This is a genomic window from Streptomyces sp. A012304 (assembly GCF_026008495.1).
GTDB lineage: Bacteria > Actinomycetota > Actinomycetes > Streptomycetales > Streptomycetaceae > Streptomyces.
The window spans coordinates 1-20821 of the sequence record NZ_BQUN01000065.1; the positions used below are offsets into that span (position 1 = coordinate 1).

Here is a 20821-nt window from a genome sequence, read left to right on the forward strand (position 1 = left end):
GCCACCAACCCCTGCCCAGCAGGACCACACCAAGATCAAGACAGACCTAACGGAGTCCTACTAGTGCTTCGTTCCTCAAAAGGACGTACACATATCGGCGGCGTAAGCGCCGTGTGGGCGGTGCGGGTCTGCCCCAGATCCAAGGTCGGGCGCGGGCGTTGAGCTGGGCTGTGGCCACTTCGGTGGCGTGGGTGATGTGGTCGCGGTCGCCGAAAGAGCGTCCGGCCAGGGCGGTTTTGCGGAAGATGCGCCACCAGCCCTCTTGGAGGTTGAGCCAGCAGGCGCCGACCGGGATGAAGACGTGCTTGATGCGGGGGTGGTCCTCGAGCCAGGCCGTTTCTCGTCCGGATCCCGAAGGGTCCGGTCTGACCGATGATGAGCCGGTGGAACTCATCGCCCGGCCGGAGGTCGAGCGGGGTGTAGGTGAGGCGGGTCCAGTTCTCGATGTCGCCGCCGACGGTGCGGTAGTGCTGGGCGACGACGGGCAGACCGAACTCCTGGTCGATGAACGTCTGATGGCACAGACAGCCGGATCCGCTGACGGCAGCCGGACTGTCCCTGTCGTCCCGCACGCACGGGTGGAACAGGCCGGGGATCTTCTCCGGTGCCACGAGCGTCGTGTGCAGGGCGTTCGGCGTGCACGGCTGGAGCCTGCTCAGCCACTCCCCCGGACGTACGGCGACTCCCGCTCGATGGACACCGTGCCGTTGAGTCCGGCACTGGCGAAGCCGCGATCGGGTTCGGTGCAGAGGACGAAGTGGGCCCACCCTCGGGCGGGGTCGTATACCGGCTGTAAGTCGATCGGCTGGGAGGTCAACTGGCTGTTCCCCTTGGCGTGTTGGGCCAGCGCGGGGGCGGCTGCTTCGACAGTGCACCACGCCACGCCAGCGCACCAGGCCAGAAGACGGAAGCAGCTGGGGTCAGGTTTCTCGGAGCCATGCCTGGGCGAACGTTCCTGCGGTGAACCTCCACGCCCGGCCGGGTGAAGCAGTCTTCGATGCCCACCGCGGCAGACCTTCTGTCGGGTAGTGCGGATCAACGGAACCGGGAAAGTTCCAAGTGGCGCCTTGAGGAGCGGGAGCAGGGCCCCTGAGAGAGCCTCCGACGGACTGCCATCCTTCAGAGGCTCCGGTCCTGTGTCCCCGTTGGCTATGAGTACGCGCAGCCGGATGGCCTGCCACAGCAGCATGATGTCGGTGCTGGGGTCAGCGCATCCATCGTGCAGGCAGTGGCAGACCTCCGAGAAGCGGTCACCGAAGTCGTCGGTGAGGCCCCCGGCGCCGCACACGCACGAGGTCCTGCACACCTGAGTCGGCGGGTACGGCCTGTGCCGGGGTGGCGATCAGTCGTCGACCAGACCAGCGGTGAGAAGACCGAGGCCGAACTTCCATCGTCTCGAGCGCAGGACGACAGTTGTCAGTTCTTGCTCTGAGCCCTGGCCAGGCGGCGTGCTTCGGCGCGGCGTTTCGGGGCGGCCGGGTCGTCCACCGCGCCGGGGCGTGGGCCGTTGTGGTGCACGGCGCCGTCGCGGAGGGCCTTCGTGAGCTGCGTGAAGGGCTTGGCATCCGGCCCGACGTCGATCTGGAAGTGGCACGCGGCAGCGGGGGAGAGGTCCGCGCCCCAGCGCACCACGCCGCCGCAGTCGGCCAGGATGTCGCGGACGATCGCCTCCTGGTGCGGCCACAGGCCGTCGCCCGCCCCGAGCAGAGCGATCGCACTGCCGGAGAGGTAGTTCGACTCGTACGCGGCCCGTACGGCACGGTCGGTGCGGTGTCCCAGGACATCCCGGGAGCTGTGCAACGGCACCACCTCGTAGTGCCAGCGTCTCGCGACGTGCAGGAGGACCGCCGACGCCGCACGGTGCAGGCGAACGGTGGCGGGGGAGCCTTCGACACGGAACGAGTCGATGGCGTCCGGGTCGATGGCCCAGCCGTTGTCGCTGCGCCGTGCGGTCCACTTGCTGTCGGTCGCGGGCCCGGGCTCGGCCGCGGTCGCGGGTCCGGTGAGGACGCCGCTCAGTGCGGCGCCCGCGCCCAGAGCGCCGGCGGAAAGGAGTACGGCTCGTCGTGTCAGTGCCATGTCATATGCCCTTCTCGGCATCGGCGCGTTCCTCGAGTTCCCACGCGTAGGCGAGCACGAAGCTGCTGAGCAGGTTCGGTTCGATGTTGTCCGGACGGTCCTCCGAGCCGAGGCCGAAGCCGCCGGACAGGTATCACGATCCCCCGATCGCTTCGACGGCCGAGTTCTCGCCGAGGAGCATGTTCCTCGCAAGGACCTGCGCCTTCGTGCTGTCGCCGTCGAAACGGTCGCCGTAGAACAGCGAGTAGCGCCGCTGGCAGACTCGGTCACCGGCTGCCGGACTGTCGGTGCCGTAGTAGCGGGCGATCGCCAAGGGGAGACTGATCTCCTCCGCCCTCATGAGCCGCATGATGTTGAATCCGTCGGCGTCCTGAACCCAGTCCTCGTTCGCGAAGTTGGATACGGTGTCACGCCTTCCGAGGTAGTCCTGCGCGTAGAGCATGGGGTTCGGGTACTGCTCTTTGGCCTCGCGCCATTGTTCGTAGAACGACGCGAGATCACCGGCCCAGCCACCAATGTCCCCCGCCGTCACGACGTCGGTTACCGAGTGATATTTCAGGCACATCTCCAGGGTCGCCATGAGGTGCTCCGTACCGATGGAGGCCCCGGTCACCGGATCGGTGAAGTCCTTCCTGCCGACGAGGGTCAGCCCCTGCTCCGCCAAATGATCTATCCAGCCCTGGTCGACTCCTGACTCCAGGAGCAGCCTCCAAGCGAGGGAGTTGTACTTCTCCTGCCGGAAGAACATGCAGACGAGTTTTACGGGGTCGATTCCCGCGTCGTATTCCAGGGCGGCCGTGTAGAGGCGCTGGACGAGGTCGATGAAATCCTGTGCGGGCGACTGCGCGGGATTGAGGACGGCCGTGCCCGGGTCGGAGAAGCGGCGCCACACATTCCGGTCGATCTCCCAGGCTTCGCCGAAACTGCCGCTGCCGTAACTGAACGTGCCGTTGCGGATCTGGTTGAACGACCAGTTCGCGGGCAGGGGGTAGCCGAGGTTGCCGGAGAATCCCCAGGAGAGGCCGGATACGAACGACCAGGTGGCTCCGACGCGGTGGGTGACGTTGATGCACACGTTCCGGGAGCCGTAGACGCCGTAGGTGTAGCGGTTCGTCCGGCCCAGGGCCGCGCGCACGCCACGGAAGTAGTCGAGGACCGCGTCCATGTCCGACCCCGTCGCGTCGAAGTCCACGGCGAAATAGATGCAGGTGCCCTGGCCGAAACCGAACTCCCGTGCCCTGGTCTCGGCCCGACCGCCTTGCTCGAATCCCTTGTCGTAGGTGAAGTTGTCCTTCGTCGTGCCGTTCCACTGGAAGATCGGGAACACGCGCAGGCCACCGCGGATGATGTCGCCCAGCTCGGCACTGGTGAGCGCCTTGCCCAGGTAGTGCTCGTCGCCCGGGTCCAGGTGTTCGTCGAGGTAGCGGCCCACGACCTGGAACCCGGCGTTACTGAGCGCCTGCGCCCGGGCGAAGGTGAGCGGCGCTGCCTGGTCGCTCGCGGTAGTGGTGCGGAGCTCGTTGCCGGTGGAGACGAGGAGCTGCGCCCAGGTGTCGAAGTTCGACTTGCCGGTCACGGTGAGCTGGCTGAACCTCTGGAAGGCCCGGACGAACGTCTCCGTATGGTCGATGTAGTCTCTGCGGATACGCGTCGTGGTCTCGTCCTCGCCTTCGACGACCGGCGAGTTGAAGACACACAGGGCCGTGAACAGGTGGACCAGGTTGCCGCTGCTGCCCACGCTCAGTGTGGGCTGCTCCTTGAGCTTCGCCTTGGTGTTCGAGCCGAAGTACCCGCCGATCTCCGACCGTGGGATGCCGATCTCGAACTGGAGGGCCTTCATCACGGCCTGCTGCACATCACGCGAGTAGACGCCGTCGCATGGAGCGAGGTCCATGGTGGTGATGGCCTTGTCGTACACGTAGATCCGGTTCAGATGCTGCTGGAACGTCCGGATCTCCTCCGTGCCGCCGGGGACGAGCCGGAACTGGTCCATGCGCATGAGCGCCTTGATGAACTGCACAAGGGGCCTGGTGGGGATATTGGAGATGGTCGCGGACGACGCCAGCCCGGCCTCGCCGATCAAGTCGTTCATCGAATCGGTGGTCGTCGCGGTCCACTGACTTGCCGGTGAAGCGCCGCGGTACCCCTTGCACCACAGCGCGTAGTTGATGATGCGGACCAGATTGGCGTTGCTCTCGGAGGGACGGATGCCGCCGCGCGCCTCGAGTGCGCTGAACGTGCCGGGACCGAAGTTCCGCACGGTCGGCGAGATGCCCAGTTCGTGCTGGAGGCCCTGGGTGAGGCTGAGTACCGTCTCCCATCCGGTGCTGCCGTCCTGGGCGCAGCGGACGTAGCCCGCGGCCACGCCGTCGTAGGTCGCGTTCACCCATTGCTGGGCCGCGAGCACATTGGGATCTTCCATGCGATATGTCCCCCATTGGGTTCGTTTCTAGACCAGAGGGGCGCGCACAATACCCCGCTGCCAGACCCTCACTCAGGAGGGGGGCTTGGGCAACCTGGAAAGATGCAGGGTCACCTCGGCGTCACTCCGGGCGATCCTGTGCGCAGCGAGCACAGCAGGATCCGATCCGAGGGAGACACATGACCAACAGAGGGTGGAAGCTTGGGATCGTCGCGCTGAGCGCGACGATCGCGACCGTACTTCCCATGAGCTCGGCGCAGGCGGCCTACGCGAGCAACTCCGGTTCCTACGGGACCACGTTCGTCGACGGCGCGGGCGCCCTCACCGACGACTTCGGCGACCACTACGAAGAGCTCGGCAACGCGCTGTGCTACGGCTGCGGGGAGTCGTCGAGCACCGACATCGTCGTGCTCTGGCAGGCCATCCTGGTCGCCGAGCACTACCTGGACTTCCAGGACGTCGACGGGGACTTCGGACCCAAGACCAAGGAGGCCACCATCAAGTGGCAGGAGAGCCGCGGGCTCGCCGCCGACGGCATGGTCGGGGACGCCACCTGGAACAAGGCCGACGACCGGCTCGCCTGGGTCGGCTCGACCGTGCGCTACAAGAGCGCCGACCTCTTCGGGTTCGTGGAACTCCACCGGGGCGACACCACCAAGTACCAGGACGGCGGCGCCTACCACTTCCACAAGATCATGCAGGGTGACGGCGTTCATGTCTACGACAGCACCGGCACCCGCATCTTCCACCGCGTCAAGACCATCAGCCACTAAAGCGTGTTGCAGAAGGCCGTGATCAGGGAATTTCCCTTGTATGGGCGGGGTGTTGAGGGCTGAGCCGGTGTGGGTGGAGACGTTCACCGGGCTTCGGGCTGATCAGTTCGGGCGGCTGTTGAAGGCGGTGCGGGAACGTGGCGGTGACGGCTGCGGTTGGGGCCGGCCGTGGCGGCTTCCGCTGGCCGAGCAGGTGCTGCTGGTGGCGGTGTACTACCGCACGAACCTCACGATGCGACAGCTCGCCCCGCTGTTCGGCGTCTCTGCGGCCACTGTGTGCCGGGTGGTCCAGAGGCTGGGCCCGTTGCTCGCGCTCGAGCCGGCGCGAGCCCCGCAGGAGGCGGTCGAGCGGTTGAGGATGCGGCGCACCTGGGAGCGGCTTACCTCGATTCCCAGGTCCCGGGCCGCGGCAGCCAGTGCGTCCAAGGTCCATTCCGAGGGTCCCGACTCGTCCGCGGCCCACATCTCGTTCGACGGCTGCACCTCGAGCCGACCGGGCGGGGTCTGCTTGACCATCGCGATGATCCGGGAGCGTTCGGCCTCGGTGACCCTTCACTTGCGACCCTGCCCGCCCAGATCTTCCAGGCCCTCAAGCCCCAAGCGGTTGAACCGGTGCAGCCAGCGGCGCACCGTCTTCTGACTGCACCTCAGCTCGTCGGCGATCTGCGGGACCAGCCAGCCGTCCCAGCTCAGCTCCACCATCCGGCACCGCTCCACCAGAACCTTCGGCGCCTTCCTGGCAGCCGCCAGGCGGTGGACCACCGCTTGCTCGCCCTCGTCACGGCCCGGCCGTGCCCTCAACACCATGACCCAGCACCCGCCCCCGAGTACCCTCTGCGACCGCGCGGTTGGGAGCGCTTCGTCCGTTCCTAGTGCTGAATTCCGCTTTGGGTGGGTATAGCTCGGCAACATGGTCGAGGGGTCCCCTCGTGCCCGACCACGGGTCCGACCGAGACCGGTCCGGCCACCGGCCGGGCGGCCGATGCTCTGCCGGCGCTCACCGAGGCATCAGCGTCGCCGGTGTGTGGTCGCGGCTGCCCGCCCGGACCACACACCGATCGTTCCGCCTCAGCCGTGTGCCGATCCGTTGATCAGCCGCAGCAGCCTTGAGTGGCGAGGGCACATGTCCCGTTGCACACGGTGTCGTTCCAGGTGAAGCACCCCGCTTCCCAGGTGACCAGCGTGACACACGGAACGGTGGTGGTACCTCCGTTGAGCTCACTGAGGTCACTGTCGGTCAACTCGATGGCTCCTGCGGGATTGTCCGGCAGAGCCCGCAGTTCCTGTTCGCTGAGCGAGGCCCGATAAACTGGGTCTTTCCAGGCCCGGGTGATGTCCATGAGTCTCCTCTACACATTCAACGCGAAGGAGGAATTCTTCGCCATTGAAGATTAAGGAGACCTCATGGCACCTTAGTAGTGAGTCAATGGTGTACTGCTGATACGGATCTTTCTCTCATTTCCGGGAATCGCCGAACGGCTCCTCCAGGAGCAGCACCGAGGGGATGTGTCGCGTCCCGGACAGCCGCAGCAGGGCATGTCCGATTCCTGCCAGGCCGGCCATCAGTCCGGGCGTTTCCACACCGCCGGGCACTCCGCATCTGCTCCCTCCGGTCTCGATGTCGGCCAGCACCGTGGCGGCCGCGGTGCGCGCACGGTCGGCGAGGGTGCTGTCGCCCAGCACGGCCGCCGAGGCGAGCAGGGATTCGATGTTGCCCAGATCCCCGTGACAGATGGAGTGGTTGCCCAGGGTGCCCGGGGCTCCGCCTCCGTCGGGCAGGGCATCGAGTACACAAAGGGCCGCGTGGCGCAGGTCCTCGCAGGCCGGTGCGTCCTCACCGAGGTAGTCGGCCAGGTCCGCGCGGGCCAGACCGACTCCTCCGGCGCCGTGGCACCAGGCGACCATGTCGTTGCCGAGGGGTGTGTCGTCGCGCAGATCGGGCCAGTTCCCGCTGACCTCGTCGAAGACGGATCGCTCGAATCGCAGTGCGGAGCGCACGATGTCGAGGTGATCGTGCGATCCGGTGCGCCTGTCGAGCCGGGCCAAGGCGGTCGCCACACCGGACGCGCCGTGCGAGAAGCCAGCCAGCGGTCTGGCATTCATCGGGGCCGGCCAGGCCAGTCCGCCGTGCGTGTCCTCCGCGGTCTCGGCAAGGTGGCGGGCCATCGCCCGCGCCGCGTCGAGGATCGCCGGATCCGGCCGCATCGCATGCAGGGAGAGCAAAGACAGCATGCCGCCGGCCGAGCCTCCGATCACGTCGAGGCTCTGGTCTGCGGCGATCAGCTGAGTCATGGCGGCCGTCGCGTGGGCTGCGGCTTCGGCCAGATCCTCCCGCTGCCACAGCGCAGCCAGATGACTCAGCGCGTACACCGGGCCGCCGAGCCTGCCGAAGGCGCCGACGTTGTGCGTCGCCATGGCTTCCGGCGGGGCGTCGGCGAGCGTTTCGATCTGGCGGACCATCACCTCGGCGGTGCGCTCGGCGGCGGACCGGAAGCGGGCCTCACCGGTCACCTCTCCCAGTTGGCCCAGAAACAGCCCGATTCCGCTCACCCCGTTGAACAGGTCGAGTCCGGCCGGGGCCAGGCTCCACACCTTGTCGCCGACGAGCGTCAGCCCCAGCCAGCACACGCGGTCTCCCTCGACGATCGCCGTCTTGAGCAGCCGGTCGCCGATCGCGCGTGCCGCGTCGACGAAACGACCGGCGGACGCATGGCCGGACACGGTACGGGGCACGACCGTGGGCCTTGCTTGCGGCTGCCATCTGCTGGGGTCGCCCATGGTCAAGGCGGTCAACGACGCTTCGATGAACCAGATCTGCTGGGCGAGGTGGTCGTCGGACAGCGCGGCCGCCCGTTCGCGGGCGATCGCGAAGCCGCTGCGCTCAAGCCCGTCCGGGATCGTCGAGCCGTCCCCGCAGACGATGTCGCGGGATGACGGTGTCGTGGTGAAGATCGGTACGTCTCCGCGGCGGATCTGGGCCAGCTCGGCAGCGATCAACTGGGCGCGGTGCGGGTGGTCCTCGTGCCCGGACCGGAAGTTGTCGTGGAAACGGTCACGGTCCAACGCGTCGCGCAGCAGGTCCGGATGTCGGCCTTCGGTGAGCAGCTGCATGTAGGTCTGGGTCGGTCGGACGATGATCCTAATCTCGTCGTCCGCGAACGCGGCGACGGGACCGCCCGGCGCGAGCATCGCGTCCCGGTGGTTCCACAGCGTGCGGTACGTCTCGCGGTATCCGCTGATCAGCTCCTGTCGGAACTGCGACACGTCCGGGGTCTCACCGTCGAGCGAGGGCAGGTTGTCTGCCTGACCCATGGCCACGCGCTTGCGGACCAGGCGCATCTCGTCCGTGCCGCCGCCCTCCCACGCTGGGACCGGAAGCAGCGTCATCTGGCCGCCGACACCCGTCATCCCGCTCACATCGAACTGGTTGACCTCGTTGTCCTCGGTCCACAGGGCCGGGTGCGGCAGCAGTCCCACTGTTTTCACCGAGGTGTGCATCAGCTCCAGGGCCTCGCGTGGCTTGTCGAACGAGTCCGGCAGGCGCACCTGCCAGCCGTGGAACAGTGCCTCCAAGTCGATGAGCAGCGGGTGCTCGCCGCAGGCGATGATGTTCTCCAGGTGGAAGTCGATCGCGCCGAGAGTGTGCAGCAGGGCCAGATAGGCGCCCTGCCGCTCGTAGAAGCGGCCGACGGCGGCCCGGTCGGCGCAGGGAGAGTTCTCGACGAACTCCGTCCAGCCGTAGACGTCACGGTCCAGGACCCAGAAGGTACGCAGCTCGATGCGTGGGTTCCGGGCGCTGAGCCAGGCCAGCAGTTCCTGGAAGTGCTGGTCGACCTGAAGCCTGCGCGGCTTGTACATCACCTTCTGGCCACCCACGAAGCGGACCACGGCCACCGACCTGCCGCCCCGGTGGCTGTCGCCGGCTCCGAACGTGACCTCGGCCACGGTGCCGAGCGTGTCGGTCCCGCCGCACCGTTCCTCCAGAGCGCCCAGGTCAGACACCAGCCTGTCCGTGAACTCCAGTCGGCTGTCCACCCACTGGTCGATGGCCCTGACCAGGTCGCGAGCGAGCACCGGGTACTCCCGCAGGACACCGAGCGCGAAGGCGGGGTTCTGCAGACGCTGGAGGAAGTGGTGATAGCGCTCGTGCGGGGTGTCTCCGGCCAGGCTGCCCCGCACCCGCAGGACGTTGAGTTCGAGGACGAGTGTCCGCGCGACCAATTGGACGATGGCGTCGACCGGTTCCTTGACGAGTTCCCGGGTCAGTGCCGCGGCGTCCAGTCGGGCATGGTTCCGCACGAGATCGGCGATGCCCGTGCGCAGCCGCTCGGCCGCCTGCCGCAACAGCGGTGCCGCGATCTGCGCGAAGCCTCGGGAAGACGTAGGGGTGGTCGCCGTGTCGGCGGGGACATGGCTGTAGTCCCGCCAGGCCTGTTCGATGCGGCGGGCGTAGGCAGGTGGCTCGGCGAAGCGCCGCTTCACCGTCTCGGGGCTCTCGCCGAGGATGCGCAGGAGGGTGTTCTCGTCCGTGCCCAGCCGCCGCAGATGGTCTGCCAGAGCGCCGGGATTCCTGGCATGGAAGGGTTCCGCCCGCCAGAGGTCCAGACGCAACTGGCCCAGGGCGGGATCGACGGTTCCGGCGGGCTCGGTGGAATGCAGTCGCTCGTGCAACGAATGGGCCAGGAACCAGGCCGGGTCGGCCGCGGTCGCCGTCTCGGTCGCGGTCGCCGTCTGCGTTTCAACACCCATGAATCCCCCACGTGAAGGCGGGCGCCGGCGGAGCCGGCGCGGCTGCTCGGCTTCACGCTAGGAGGACCGGCTGGCACGCCAATGGCGAAACGATGACTGCTGCGCGCGGGCCGGACGCGGATGCTTCCGAACCGCCCCCTCCCCCACCGTCCCCGGCGCGGCTCCGTCCCCAGGGGGTCCGTTTCGGGTTCGGCCGGCCCTTCACCGGCGCGGCTTCGCCACTGCGGCCGGAGCCATGCCCGCGGCCCGCGGGGGCTGGAGCCGAGGCCGGCACCCCTCCCCGGCCGGCCCGGTGGTCGGCGGCTGCGGAACGTACCGGCCGGGGCCACGGGCACAGCAGGCGGTGCGTTCTGTCAGTCGTGCCCCGGGGCCGGCGCGGCGGGCGGGGACAAGGTGAGCACCGACGGTACTTGGTGGGGTGCGGCGAGCCTGAGCAGGCCGTAGCCGATTCCCGCCAGGCCGGTCATCAGACCCGGTGTCTCGACCCCGCCGGGTACCCCGCACTGCCAGCCCAGCCGGTCGATGCCGTCGAGGATCGTTCGTGCCGCCAGCCGCGAGCGCTGGTGGGCCTCCGCGGATCCGGTGAAGCGGGCCGCTTCCGTGAGCAGTTCGATGTTGCCGAGGGACCCGTGGCACAGGGAGTGGTTCTGGTTGAGCCCGCCGGCCTCGGTGGTGGCGAGGGCCGCGGCGAGTTCCTCGCGCAGCACGGCGTCGTCCGCCTTGTGCCTCAGGGCTTCGACACGAGCGAGGCCGATCCCGGGGGCGCCGTGGCACCAAGCGGTCATGAAGGCGCTGGTGGGCCGGATTCCCTGGGCCGCGAGTTCCGTGGCCGCCTCGCGCAGATCGGGCCAGTTGCCCCGGTCGGGGACGAAGAGACTCCGCTCGTATTCCATGGCCTGCTCCGCGGCCTTGCGGAACCGGTCCTCGCCGCAGGCCGCGGCGAGCCGCAGGAGTGCGTGGGCCACGCCGGAGGCCCCGTGGGAAAACCCGGTGAGCGGCGTGGCGTCGGCGTCGTCACGCCAGGCGATGCCCCGCGGCATCGTCTCGGCGGTTTCCAGCAGCCGGTCGCCGCACTGGACGGCCAGGTCGAGGAGCGCCGGTTCGGGCCGTACGGCGTGCAAGCCGAGCAGCATGCACAGATGCCCCGCTGTGCCGTTGATGATGTCGAAGGTCCGTGACGCCTTGATGGCCGGCTCGAGTTGCCCGGACAGTTCCCGCGCCTCGTCGAGGAGGTCGTCACGGTGCCACAGGGCGCCCAGGTGGGTCATCGTGAAGAGTCCGCCCGGTGCGTGCTCGAAGACCGACAGCAGCGGGTCCTCGTCCGTGGCGAGGAGTCCGACGCGCCAGCGTGTGTATCTGCGCACGGATTCCAGCGATCGCTCGGCGAGGCGGGTGTAGCGCTCGGTTTTGGTGACCGCTCCCAGGTAGCCGAAGAAGAGGCTGATCCCGGACAGGCCGCCGTACAGGTCTCCGCCCAGTGCTTGAAGGGCCCAGACGCGCTGCCCGAGCAGGGACAGTCCGAGCCAGCCCACGGTCTCGCCGTCGTCCAGCGCGAGGAGTTCCAGCCGGTCGCCGGCCCGGCAGGCGGCTTCGAGCAGTTCGTCGTACTCGGCGGGGCGCTCGGGTTGTTCCATGTCGCACACCGGCCACCGCGCGCTGCCGTCGCCGAGGGTCAGCGCGGCGAACGAGGCGCGGATGATCCATCGCTGTCGCTGCACGTCCTCGTCGTCGAGTCGGGCGATCCGTCGCCTCACCATGTCCAGGACCGGCTCCTTCATGACGTCCCGGTGTGTGTGGCCTTGCGTGCACCACAGATGGCGCTGTCCGGGCCGGGCGGTGAACACCGGCACGTCCCTGCGGTAGAGGTCATGTCGTTCACAGGGGAAGACCGTGTTGAGGACACGGTTGTCCTCGGGGGAGGTCCACAGGTTGTCGAAGTATCGGTCCCTTGCCAGGCCGTCCCGCATCAGGTCGGGGTGGACCCCTTCGGAGAGCATCGCCGCATAGGCCTGGGTGGGGCGTATCACGCACCGCACCTCCACGTCGGCGAAAGCGGCCACGGGGCCGCCAGGGGCGAGCAGTTCTTCCTGGTTGTGCCGCAGGAGCGTGCAGACCGACGTGAACCCGTCCAGCACCTGGTCGACGTGATCGAGCACGTCCACGGAGGATCCGGGCAAGGTCGCCCGGTGCTGTCCGGACGGCATCTCCACCCGGTTTCGCACCACGCGCATCGTGTCGGTCGCCGGATCCGCGACAACGGCCACCGGCGTCGGGCTGAGTTGGCCGTCCGCCCCGCCGAGGCCGCTGAACTCGCCCGGCTCGCCTTCTATCCGCCCGGTGTCCTGCGGCAGGCGCCGCTGGGGCAACAGCCCGGTCATGAGCACGGAGGAGTCGAGTGCCATCACCGCGGCGGCGTCCTCGGCGACGTCACCCAGTGACTCCCGGTTGGGGTGGAACAGCGCCTCCAGGTCCACAAGCACGGGGTGTTCACCGACGGCGATGAGGTTCTCGTAATGGAAGTCGATGGCGTGCAGACAGTACAGCAGGGCGAGGTAGCCTCCCTGTCGCCGGTAGAAGCCCTCGACCTGTGTTTTCGACGTGCATGGTGCGGCCGTGACGTGCTCGGCCCAGCCGTAGTCCCCTCTGTCGACGACCGTCAGGACGCGGTACCGCGGCTGGGCTCCCTTGTCGTTCAGCCATCGAAGAAGCCTCTGGAAGCGGCAGTCGACGGAGAGTGCGCGGGGTTTGTAGACGAGATGCTGTCCCGAGGCGAAGCGGAGGATGCTCACCGACCGGCCACCGCGGTGCGGATCGCCCACTCCGCAGGCCACCTCGACGAGCGGGCCGGGCTCCTGGCCATGGAAGAAGTGCGCCACGAGTGTGGCGTGGTCGTCGGCGACACGCCGGACGAACTCCACACTCGCCTCGGTCCACAGCCGCACCGACGTCACGAGCGTCTGGGCGAGAACGGGATATTCACGCAGGATGTCCAGAGCCCTGTCGCGATCGCGCAGTCCCCGCACGAAATGGGCGAAGCGCTCCTGAGGAGTGTCGCCTTCCAGCAGCCCTTGGAGTCTGGCCGCCTGGAGTTCCAGGATGACCGTGCGGCTGAGGGTGGCGAGCAGTGTGCCGCACAAATGGCGCAGCAGCGCGGCGGACACGGCCCCGGCATCGAACACGCCCGGGTGCTCAGCGGCCAGTTCGCTCAGCACGGACCGCAGCTCACCGGCCGCCTGCGCGATGAGGGGTTCGACGAGGAACAGGATGCGGGCGGCATCGTGCACCGGCAGCTCCGGCTCGTGCGCGGGTGCGTAGCGTGCCCGGGTGAACGCCTCAGCCAGCTCCAACAGCCAGTCGGGCGGGCTGTCCCAGCGGGCGAGCAGCCGGTTCCGCAGCGCCTCGGCCGGTTCCGCGAGGAGCTCGCCGAGCCGTTCCTCGGTGATTCCGTCGTCCAACAGCCGTCGCGCGAGTCGTTCCCGCTCGTCTGCGAAAGCCGGTTCCGCCCGCCAGCGCGCCAGGCGCCGGGCGGTGCGTGCCGGATCAGGATCCAGCACGGTGGGTCCGTGCCCGTCGGCAGCGACGCGCTCGTGCAGCGGCGTGGCCCGGTACCAGGCGGCGTCGGAGAAGGCGTCCGACTCGCCGGCGGTCGTGACCGGCTGGGAATCCATGCTGGCACGCTCCTTCGCGTGAGGTGGTCGCGGCGCAGGTACCCCGGCAGGAGGAAGGAGCCCCGACGCCGCGACCGGAGGTGGGCGAGGGGTCAGCAGAACGCGCCGATGACCTCGGCGGCACGCCGTGTGGTGACCGTGCAGCACCAGACCGTGTCGCAGGAACTGCACGATTCGGTGGACACGTTGGTGCAGTTCGAGGTGACGCCGCCGCAGCAGCCCATCGTGCCGTACTGCTCCGTCGCGCCACCGACCGCCTTGCTCAGCACGGCGTCGGGCAGTTCCACGCTGCCGGCCGGGTGCTCCGGCAGGAAGGACAGCTCGGCGTCCGAGAGGTGATCGCGGAAGTCCTCGTCCTTCCAGGCCCGTACGATGTCGTCGTTGTTCATGGTCCGCTCCTTTTGATCGGTGGGTCGCCGTCCGGTCACCGCGTGGCCGGATCCTCGTGCAGCTGGTCGCGGACGAGCGCCTGGTAGGTCCCGCCCGCCTCCAGCAGTTCTCGATGCGTTCCCCGCTCCACGATCCGGCCGTTGTCGAGTACGACGATGAGGTCGGCGTTGCGTACGGTGCTCAGCCGGTGCGCGATGACGACGCGCGTACACGACAAGGTGGACAGCACGTCGTCGACTGCCCGCTCGGTGACGACGTCCAGGTGACTCGTCGCCTCGTCCAGGACCAACAGGCCGGGCCGCCGTACCAGTGCGCGTGCCAGGGCCAGGCGCTGCCGCTGGCCCCCCGACAGGCCACTGCCGCCCTCCGCGATGAGTGTTTCGTAGCCCATGGGCATCAGCGCGATGTCCTCGTGGATCTGTGCCAGCCGCGCTGCGGAGACGACGTCTTCCAGGCTGATGGTCGGCTCGCCGAAGGCGATGTTGTCGCGAACCGAGCCGACGAAGAAGGCCGGCTCCTGCATGACCACGCCGCACTGGCCGCGCACTTTGCGCAGGTCCAGCTGGTTCAGCGGACGGCCGTCGTGGTAGACGGTGCCTTCGGTCGGGTGATACAGGCCGAGGATGATCTTGGCGAGTGTGCTCTTGCCCGAGCCGGTTCGTCCTACCAGAGCGACCTTCATTCCGGCCCTGACCGTGAGGGAGACGCCGTCGGCGGCCAGTGCCTCGCTGCCCCCGTAGCGGAAGGAAACGGCGCGCAGCTCCACATGTCCGTCCAGGGTGCCGGGGTCGTCGACACGCGAACGGTCCTGTTCGACCTCTTCCTCCAGGACGTCGCGCATCCGGTCGAGGTGGGAGCCGACGAGTTGGAGCTGGCGGGTGGTCGTGGCGAGCTGGCCCAGCGGCCCCAGGAGCGCGGCGGCCAGCGTGTTGAGGGCCAGCATGTCGCCCAGTGACATCTCGCCGTTGAGCACTTGGCGGGCGCCGAAGCACAGCAGCAGCAATGGGGTTCCCGACCGGATGGTGCTGAACAGGGCCTCGAAGGCACCGTCGGCCACCCGCCGCCGCAGCGAGGCGACGAGCTGGTCGTTGAGCAGGCTCGACCAGCGCGTGTAGACGTTCTCCTCGGCGCCGGTCGCCTTGACGGTCTCCATGCCCTGAAGCGCCTCGATGAGGTAGCCCTGGCTCTGCGCCTGCGTCGTCACGTCCCGGGTCACCAGGTCGCGTACGAAACGGAAACTGGCGAGAATGGCCACGAACTGCAAGGCCCCCAGCGCCAGTACAACACCCCCGTAGGCGGGCGCGGCCAGCATGACGAGCACCAGATACACCCCGACGAACGCGCCGTCGACGACGACCGACAGCGTTTGGCCGGTGACCACTTCACGGACCGTGGCGTTGCTGGACAGCCGCATGGCGAGGTCACCGGTGCCGCGCAGCTGGAAGTAGCGGTAGGGCAGGTCCAGCAGATGTCGGAAGAAGCGCTGCATCAACCGCTGGTCGACCTGCGTGTGCAGGTGAACCAGCGCGATGCTGCGGGCGTAGCCGGTCATCGTGTTGGTGAGCAGCATCAGCCCAAGCGCGAGCCCGAACATCGGGAGCAGCCCGGCCTGCTGCTGCCCGATGAGGGTGTCCACGGTGAACTTCGTGGCGAGCGCGGGCAGGAGCAGCATGAGCTGCAGAAGCAGTGACACGCACAGAACCCGCAGGAGCAGGGGGCGGGAGATGCTCAGCAGCCCGCGGGCGAACTGCAGGGCGCTCGCCCCACGCGTCGACCGGCGGGGTTCGAAGTCGGGTCCCGGGGTCATCTCCATGGCGATGCCGGTGAAGCCGCGGGAGAACTCCTCCTCGTCCAGGGACCGCCTGCCGATCGCCGGGTCGACGATCACGTATCTGCCGGTGCGCCAGCGTTCCAGGACGACGTAGTGGGAGAAGTTCCAGTAGAGCACGGCGGGCAGCGCCAGTTCCGCGAGGTGCGGCAGATCGGTGCTGAAGGCGCGTACCTCCAGTCCCATCCGCCGGGCGACCTGGGCGATCTTCGCGCCGTCGGCGCCGTCGCGGCCGATATCCAGCAAGTCGCGGCATTCACGAGTCGAGGTGTAGCGGCCGTGTGCTGTCACCACCATCGACAGGCACGCCGCTCCACACTCGGTCATACTCATCTGGCCGACGACCGGCACCTTCTTGCCCTTGTGCCAACGCCTGGTCGCGGTGGGCCGCTCGGGTCCGCTCATCGGGTGCCGCCTCCCGGGCCGGCGAGAACCCCTCGCACCAGGGTGCTCAGCAGGGACCGCTCCGCGACGCGCACCCGGACCTGCCCGACGGTGCCACTCGGCGCTGACCCGGAGGAACTGTGGGCCAGCTCGACCATGACGAAGGGCACCTGGACGCCGGACGGCAGCCCGAGAGCGTCGCGCTCGGCCACATCGGTGACCTGCTGTACGCGCGTCACGCGCAGCCGGACGTCGCTCCCCTGCGGACTCGTCAGCGTGGCGGGCTGGCGTGGCTGCGGAAGGGCGCCGTCCTTGTCGGGGAAGACGGCGAGCACCCGGCTCGCGCCGCTGTCCACGACGGAACCATTGGCGAAGGAAGGAACACGCGCCGAGACCGCGAAGGCGAGGCCCGCGAGCACACAGGCGAGAACGGCCACAAGGGGCCAGCGGCGTCCGGACAACTCCGCCTCCAGTCTGTCCGGCGGATTGACCGGCTGCGCCCGCGCCGACAGCGCTTCCGGGCGGAAGAGACCACGCTCCTGCATCGGTCGGTCGTCTGCCTGTGGGTCTTTGTGGCCGGACCCTGCAGACGCTCGTTCCGAGGAGTTGACGGAACCAGCCACCCCCGCTCTCACAGGCACCACCTCTCACCCTGCTCGGCATGCCGCGACGCCCTTCTTCGGGCCTCGGGAAATCTGACGCTAAGCATGCGTGGTGGTATTCCGATGGAATTCGCATGGCAGAGGAATGTCTCTCGCCGGTTCATGAAAAGGTAATTGACTGCCGGCATTGGGCATGTGAATACTCCTGCAAGCGCATCAGGAATACTGCCCGTCGCGATGGTGGCGATGCCCTGGAGGTGACGGTGTGACCCCTCGCCTGTCCGTCCTCGACCTTTCGGCCGTGCCTGCCGCACATCCGCCGTCGGTGGCCCCGCGTCGCACCGTGCAACTGGCACACGCCGCCGAAGAGGCCGGCTTTCACCGCTTCTGGGTGGGAGAACACCACAATTCACGGGCGGTCAGCAGCACCGCGCCGCAGGTCATGATCGCCGCCATCGCCGCAACGACCACGCGCATCCGCGTGGGCTCCGGCGGGATCATGCTCCCCAACCACGCGCCGCTCGCTGTCGCGGAGACCTTCCGTGTCCTGGCCGCGCTGCATCCGGGCCGCATCGACCTCGGACTGGGCCGTGCTCCGGGCACCGACCCGCGTACCGCGGGCGCTCTGCGGCGCGGCCATGCCGTCCAGTGGCCGGACTTCGGGGATCTGTACGCCGAACTCCTCGGTCACGCGTACGGTTTCCCTCCTGGGCACCCACTCGCCGGCGTGCGGGCGGAGCCGAGCGACGTGGACCTGCCGCCGGTATGGATTCTCGGAACCGGCCGTTACGGGGCGCGGGCGGCCGGGATGAACGGAGCCGGGTTCGCCTTCGGTGGCCACATCGGGGACCAGGACCCCAGGCAGGCGATCGACGACTACCGGAGACATTTCCGCCCCACGGCGGTCGGGGCCTCCACGGACCGTCCGTCGGTGATCCTGTGCATCGGTGCCATCTGCGCCGTCACCGCCACAAGAGCGGAGGAGATGGCGCTCGCCGCCGATCTGGCAACCGCTCGCCTGCGCACGGGCGCCGCAGGACCGGTCCCCACCCCCGAGGAAGCCGCCGCACACGTGTGGACCCCCGCGGAGCTGGAGACCGCACACCGATTCCGGCACACCCGCGTCGTGGGCACGCCTGCCGTGGTGCGCGCCGAACTGGAGACGCGAGCGGACAAGTACGGAGCCGACGAAATCATGATCATCACCAATGTGCACGACCCCGGGGAGCAACGCCTGTCCTACGAACTGATCGCGGACGCGTTCCATGCCGGATGACGCCCCTGACGGGACGGGACGGACGACGATGACGAACGACGCATCGCGCACGGCATCGGCCGGCACCCGAGCCGACGGGACACTCACCGGGCGGCGCACCCTGCTCGGCGGTTTCGCCGCCGCGCTCCTCGGTACCGGAACGACCGCATCCCATGCCGGGGCTGTGCCCGTACACCGTTCCGGGACGGCCTTCAGCACCGGCTCACCGGCTCGCTACAGGGGAAACTACAGGGGAAAGGTGCCACGCCCCGATGAAGTGATCGGTGCCGGTCCGACCGACCGGTTGTACTCCCTGGAGGAAACCTGGCGTTACCTCGACGCGGCCGAAGCCACCGGCGACCGCGTGAGCACCGGGGTGCTCGACCCGTCGTGGAGTGGCGGCGGCCTGCGCTACGCCGTTGTCGGCAGCCCGCACCTGGTGACACCGAAAGGGCTCGCGGCGGTACGCCGCCGCCTGCGGCTGCTGCGCGACCCCCGCACCACACGTGCGGACTTGCTGGCTGCCGTGCACGACACCCCCGCCGTGGCGTGGCTCGGCGCAGGGACACACGGCAACGAGCCGGCCGGAACGAACGCCGCGCTGTGGTTGCTGCACGATCTGGCCGACCGCAGTGACGCCGCCGTCGAGCGCGTTCTGCGGCACATCCTCGTGTTCGTCCTGCCGGTGCAGAACCCCGACGGGTTCTCGGCGGGGCACAGGAACAACGGCTACGGGTTCGATCTCAACCGCGACTGGTTCGCCGCGACGCAGCGGGAGACGCGCGGCAAGCTGGCCCTGCTTCAGCAGTATCCGCCCGTCCTGTTCATGGATCTGCACGAGATGACGGGAGACAGCTATTTCTTCCCGCCGTACGCCGACCCGGTGCATCACGAGATTCCGGTGTTCGCGCAAGAAGAGGTGGAGGACTACAACCGCGGTCTCGCGGCCGAGTTCGCCAGGGCGGGAGCGGACCACTTCTCAGGCACCGGTTTCGACCTGCTCTACCCCGGTTTCGCCGACGCCTCGGTACAACTGTCCACGCTGACCGCCGGGATGACGTTCGAGAAGGGACTGGCCGCGACACTGCACGAGCGCGTCACCGAACACCACCACGCGCCGTGGCAGTGTCTGTCGCAGCTGGCGTCCCGCCGCAAGCACGTTCTGCGCGAGTGGCATCTGGCGCACGTAGAGGCGTACCGGCAGGGGCGACGCGGTGAGCTCCAGCCCCGCCGCCGAGCCACCACGGTCGATACGCCACCCATACCGGATCAGCCCGTACGCCACTACTTCCTGCTCCCCGAACCGCAGCGGACGTTCGAGACCGCCAGGCTCGTCCACCGGCTTCAACTCGCCGGCGTCGAGGTCCACGTGCTGACCGCCGAGCTGGAGGTGCTCGACTTCCGTCCCTACGGCGATCCGCCGTACACGGCGACCCTGCCCGCCGGCACCTACTGGGTCCCGATGGCCCAGGCCCGCAAGCACTGGGTGCAGGCGATGCTCGGTGAAAGCAGCCACCCTTCCACCGGGGTGTTCACCGATGTGGGGGCCTGGTCGCTGCCCCTGCTGGGCAATGTGCGCGGAGGCCGGTCCGGAGCACGGCTGCGCCCGGTGGCGGTGCCGGCGCCCCCGGTGGCCGCGCCCGAGGTCACCGCGACGCATCCGCCGGCACCGCGCATCGGTCTCCTCCGGCTGCTCCCCGAGTCCTCTCAGGTGGCGGGGCCCTACGGGTGGACGCTTCACCAGCTCGACAACGTCTGGCGGTATCCGCATGCGGACCTGCGGCCGGGCGACATCAGCCAGGAGACCCTGCGGGACGTTTCGGTGCTGGTGGTACCGGACGGACCCGCCGGGCCGGCGAACGAGCGACTCGGCGAAGCCGGGCGGGCCGCGCTCAGGGACTGGGTGGAAGCGGGCGGGCGCTATGTGGGGTGGCGCGGAGCGGTGCTGCTGGCCGCACTCGTGGGTCTCACCACGGCGGGTTTCGTCGTTCCGGAGGCGCAGATACCGGGGGCGTTCGTGCGCACCCGGGCACATCCGTCCGGCCCGCTGACCGAGGGGGCGGGCGAGCATGTGTGGCAGTTCTATTTCGACGACCTGGTGCTCTACCCCACGGATCCCGCGCACAGGGTCCTGTCGTATCCGGAGGCCGACTCCCCCGACTGGTTCGTCGCGGGACATGCCCTGGGTGCCGAGGCCCTCGCCGGCACCGCGTCAGTCATCGAGGAGCCGGTCGGCTCCGGCAGCGTCGTGCTGTTCGGCAGCGACCCCAATTTCCGTGGCATGGCCGACGGCACGGCCAGGATCCTGCGCAACGCGATCACGCAGAGGCGCAGGCGGGAGAACCCTGTACCACCCTCACGGGCTCGGGAGGCTCCCACCGCGCGTGCCCTGCAGGCGACCCGTGCGGCCGGCGAACTGCGCTCCGAGGACCGTCCCAGGCCGCGCGTCGTGGTCCGCGACACGGACCTGGCCACGACCAGAGCCGTGTTGCGCTCGGTGGGAGTCCGCTGGCGCGAGCACCGTTCGGCTGGGTGGGCCACTTTGATGATCGACTCCCAGTACGCCGTGGCGGCCGGCCACCGTCCCTGGGCCCGGTCGCTCCCCGCACTGCTGGAAGCCCGAAAGGTACGCCCGCTGATGGTGGTGATCTGATGGCGGGGCGGGCGCTTC

The 20821-nt window shown here is 68.7% G+C and carries 12 protein-coding genes and 1 pseudogene; 4 read left to right on the forward strand and 9 right to left on the reverse strand.

Annotated features, from left to right (window positions below; translation table 11 throughout):
* Nucleotides 1-1416 precede the first annotated feature (1416 nt).
* Both ALMP_RS14885 and ALMP_RS14890 read right to left on the reverse strand, forming a co-directional pair.
* Nucleotides 1417-2079: a hypothetical protein gene (locus ALMP_RS14885; protein WP_264927854.1), complete on the reverse strand. Its 663-nt coding sequence runs from the start codon at nucleotides 2077-2079 to the stop codon at nucleotides 1417-1419.
* Between the two features lie 133 nt (nucleotides 2080-2212).
* Nucleotides 2213-4501: a glycoside hydrolase domain-containing protein gene (locus ALMP_RS14890; RefSeq protein WP_264927855.1), complete on the reverse strand. Its 2289-nt coding sequence runs from the start codon at nucleotides 4499-4501 to the stop codon at nucleotides 2213-2215.
* 179 nt (nucleotides 4502-4680) lie between these two features.
* Here ALMP_RS14890 and ALMP_RS14895 point away from each other — a divergent pair, with 179 nt between their 5' ends.
* Nucleotides 4681-5274 carry a peptidoglycan-binding protein gene (locus tag ALMP_RS14895; RefSeq protein ID WP_264927856.1) on the forward strand — a complete coding sequence of 198 codons (594 nt, stop codon included), beginning with the start codon at nucleotides 4681-4683 and terminating at the stop codon, nucleotides 5272-5274.
* Between the two features lie 40 nt (nucleotides 5275-5314).
* Nucleotides 5315-5602 (forward strand): annotated as a pseudogene (locus ALMP_RS14900) (transposase family protein); the annotation flags it as partial.
* 224 nt (nucleotides 5603-5826) lie between these two features.
* On the opposite strand, the gene ALMP_RS14905 reads toward ALMP_RS14900, so the two are convergent.
* From ALMP_RS14905 to ALMP_RS14935, 7 genes are all read right to left on the reverse strand, one after another.
* Nucleotides 5827-6081 (reverse strand): helix-turn-helix domain-containing protein, encoded by a 255-nt coding sequence (locus ALMP_RS14905; protein ID WP_264927857.1) that lies wholly within the window; start codon nucleotides 6079-6081, stop codon nucleotides 5827-5829.
* A gap of 284 nt (nucleotides 6082-6365) precedes the next feature.
* On the reverse strand, nucleotides 6366-6614 hold the full coding sequence (locus ALMP_RS14910) for a mersacidin/lichenicidin family type 2 lantibiotic (protein WP_264927859.1): 249 nt from the start codon (nucleotides 6612-6614) through the stop codon (nucleotides 6366-6368).
* 115 nt (nucleotides 6615-6729) lie between these two features.
* A complete protein-coding gene (locus tag ALMP_RS14915; RefSeq protein ID WP_264927861.1) occupies nucleotides 6730-10023 on the reverse strand; it encodes a type 2 lanthipeptide synthetase LanM family protein in 3294 nt (1097 codons plus the stop codon).
* A gap of 353 nt (nucleotides 10024-10376) precedes the next feature.
* Complete coding sequence (locus ALMP_RS14920) at nucleotides 10377-13691, reverse strand: type 2 lanthipeptide synthetase LanM family protein (RefSeq protein ID WP_264927863.1); 3315 nt, start codon at nucleotides 13689-13691, stop codon at nucleotides 10377-10379.
* A gap of 92 nt (nucleotides 13692-13783) precedes the next feature.
* On the reverse strand, nucleotides 13784-14080 hold the full coding sequence (locus ALMP_RS14925) for a mersacidin/lichenicidin family type 2 lantibiotic (protein ID WP_264927865.1): 297 nt from the start codon (nucleotides 14078-14080) through the stop codon (nucleotides 13784-13786).
* Nucleotides 14081-14115: 35 nt separating this feature from the next.
* Nucleotides 14116-16314, reverse strand: coding sequence for a peptidase domain-containing ABC transporter (locus ALMP_RS14930; protein ID WP_264927867.1), 2199 nt, complete (start codon nucleotides 16312-16314; stop codon nucleotides 14116-14118).
* The gene (locus ALMP_RS14935; protein WP_264927869.1) at nucleotides 16311-16838 is read right to left on the reverse strand and encodes a hypothetical protein; all 528 of its coding nucleotides are present in this window, start codon (nucleotides 16836-16838) and stop codon (nucleotides 16311-16313) included. Before ALMP_RS14935 ends, ALMP_RS14930 begins: the two co-directional genes overlap by 4 nt.
* 322 nt (nucleotides 16839-17160) lie before the next feature.
* On the opposite strand from ALMP_RS14935, the gene ALMP_RS14940 reads away from it, so the two are divergent.
* Together ALMP_RS14940 and ALMP_RS14945 are read left to right on the forward strand one after the other, a co-directional pair.
* Nucleotides 17161-18171: an LLM class flavin-dependent oxidoreductase gene (locus tag ALMP_RS14940; RefSeq protein ID WP_264927871.1), complete on the forward strand. Its 1011-nt coding sequence runs from the start codon at nucleotides 17161-17163 to the stop codon at nucleotides 18169-18171.
* 238 nt (nucleotides 18172-18409) lie between these two features.
* Nucleotides 18410-20803 (forward strand): M14 family zinc carboxypeptidase, encoded by a 2394-nt coding sequence (locus ALMP_RS14945; RefSeq protein ID WP_264927874.1) that lies wholly within the window; start codon nucleotides 18410-18412, stop codon nucleotides 20801-20803.
* Nucleotides 20804-20821: the final 18 nt, after the last annotated feature.

Excerpts from the sequence above, each read along its gene's own strand:
- ALMP_RS14885 (WP_264927854.1), bottom strand. The coding sequence starts at position 2,079 with ATGGCACTGACACGACGAGCCGTACTCCTTTCCGCCGGCGCTCTGGGC.
- ALMP_RS14890 (WP_264927855.1), bottom strand. The coding sequence starts at position 4,501 with ATGGAAGATCCCAATGTGCTCGCGGCCCAGCAATGGGTGAACGCGACC.
- ALMP_RS14895 (WP_264927856.1), top strand. The coding sequence starts at position 4,681 with ATGACCAACAGAGGGTGGAAGCTTGGGATCGTCGCGCTGAGCGCGACG.
- ALMP_RS14905 (WP_264927857.1), bottom strand. The coding sequence starts at position 6,081 with ATGGTGTTGAGGGCACGGCCGGGCCGTGACGAGGGCGAGCAAGCGGTG.
- ALMP_RS14910 (WP_264927859.1), bottom strand. The coding sequence starts at position 6,614 with ATGGACATCACCCGGGCCTGGAAAGACCCAGTTTATCGGGCCTCGCTC.
- ALMP_RS14915 (WP_264927861.1), bottom strand. The coding sequence starts at position 10,023 with ATGGGTGTTGAAACGCAGACGGCGACCGCGACCGAGACGGCGACCGCG.
- ALMP_RS14920 (WP_264927863.1), bottom strand. The coding sequence starts at position 13,691 with ATGGATTCCCAGCCGGTCACGACCGCCGGCGAGTCGGACGCCTTCTCC.
- ALMP_RS14925 (WP_264927865.1), bottom strand. The coding sequence starts at position 14,080 with ATGAACAACGACGACATCGTACGGGCCTGGAAGGACGAGGACTTCCGC.
- ALMP_RS14930 (WP_264927867.1), bottom strand. The coding sequence starts at position 16,314 with ATGAGCGGACCCGAGCGGCCCACCGCGACCAGGCGTTGGCACAAGGGC.
- ALMP_RS14935 (WP_264927869.1), bottom strand. The coding sequence starts at position 16,838 with ATGCAGGAGCGTGGTCTCTTCCGCCCGGAAGCGCTGTCGGCGCGGGCG.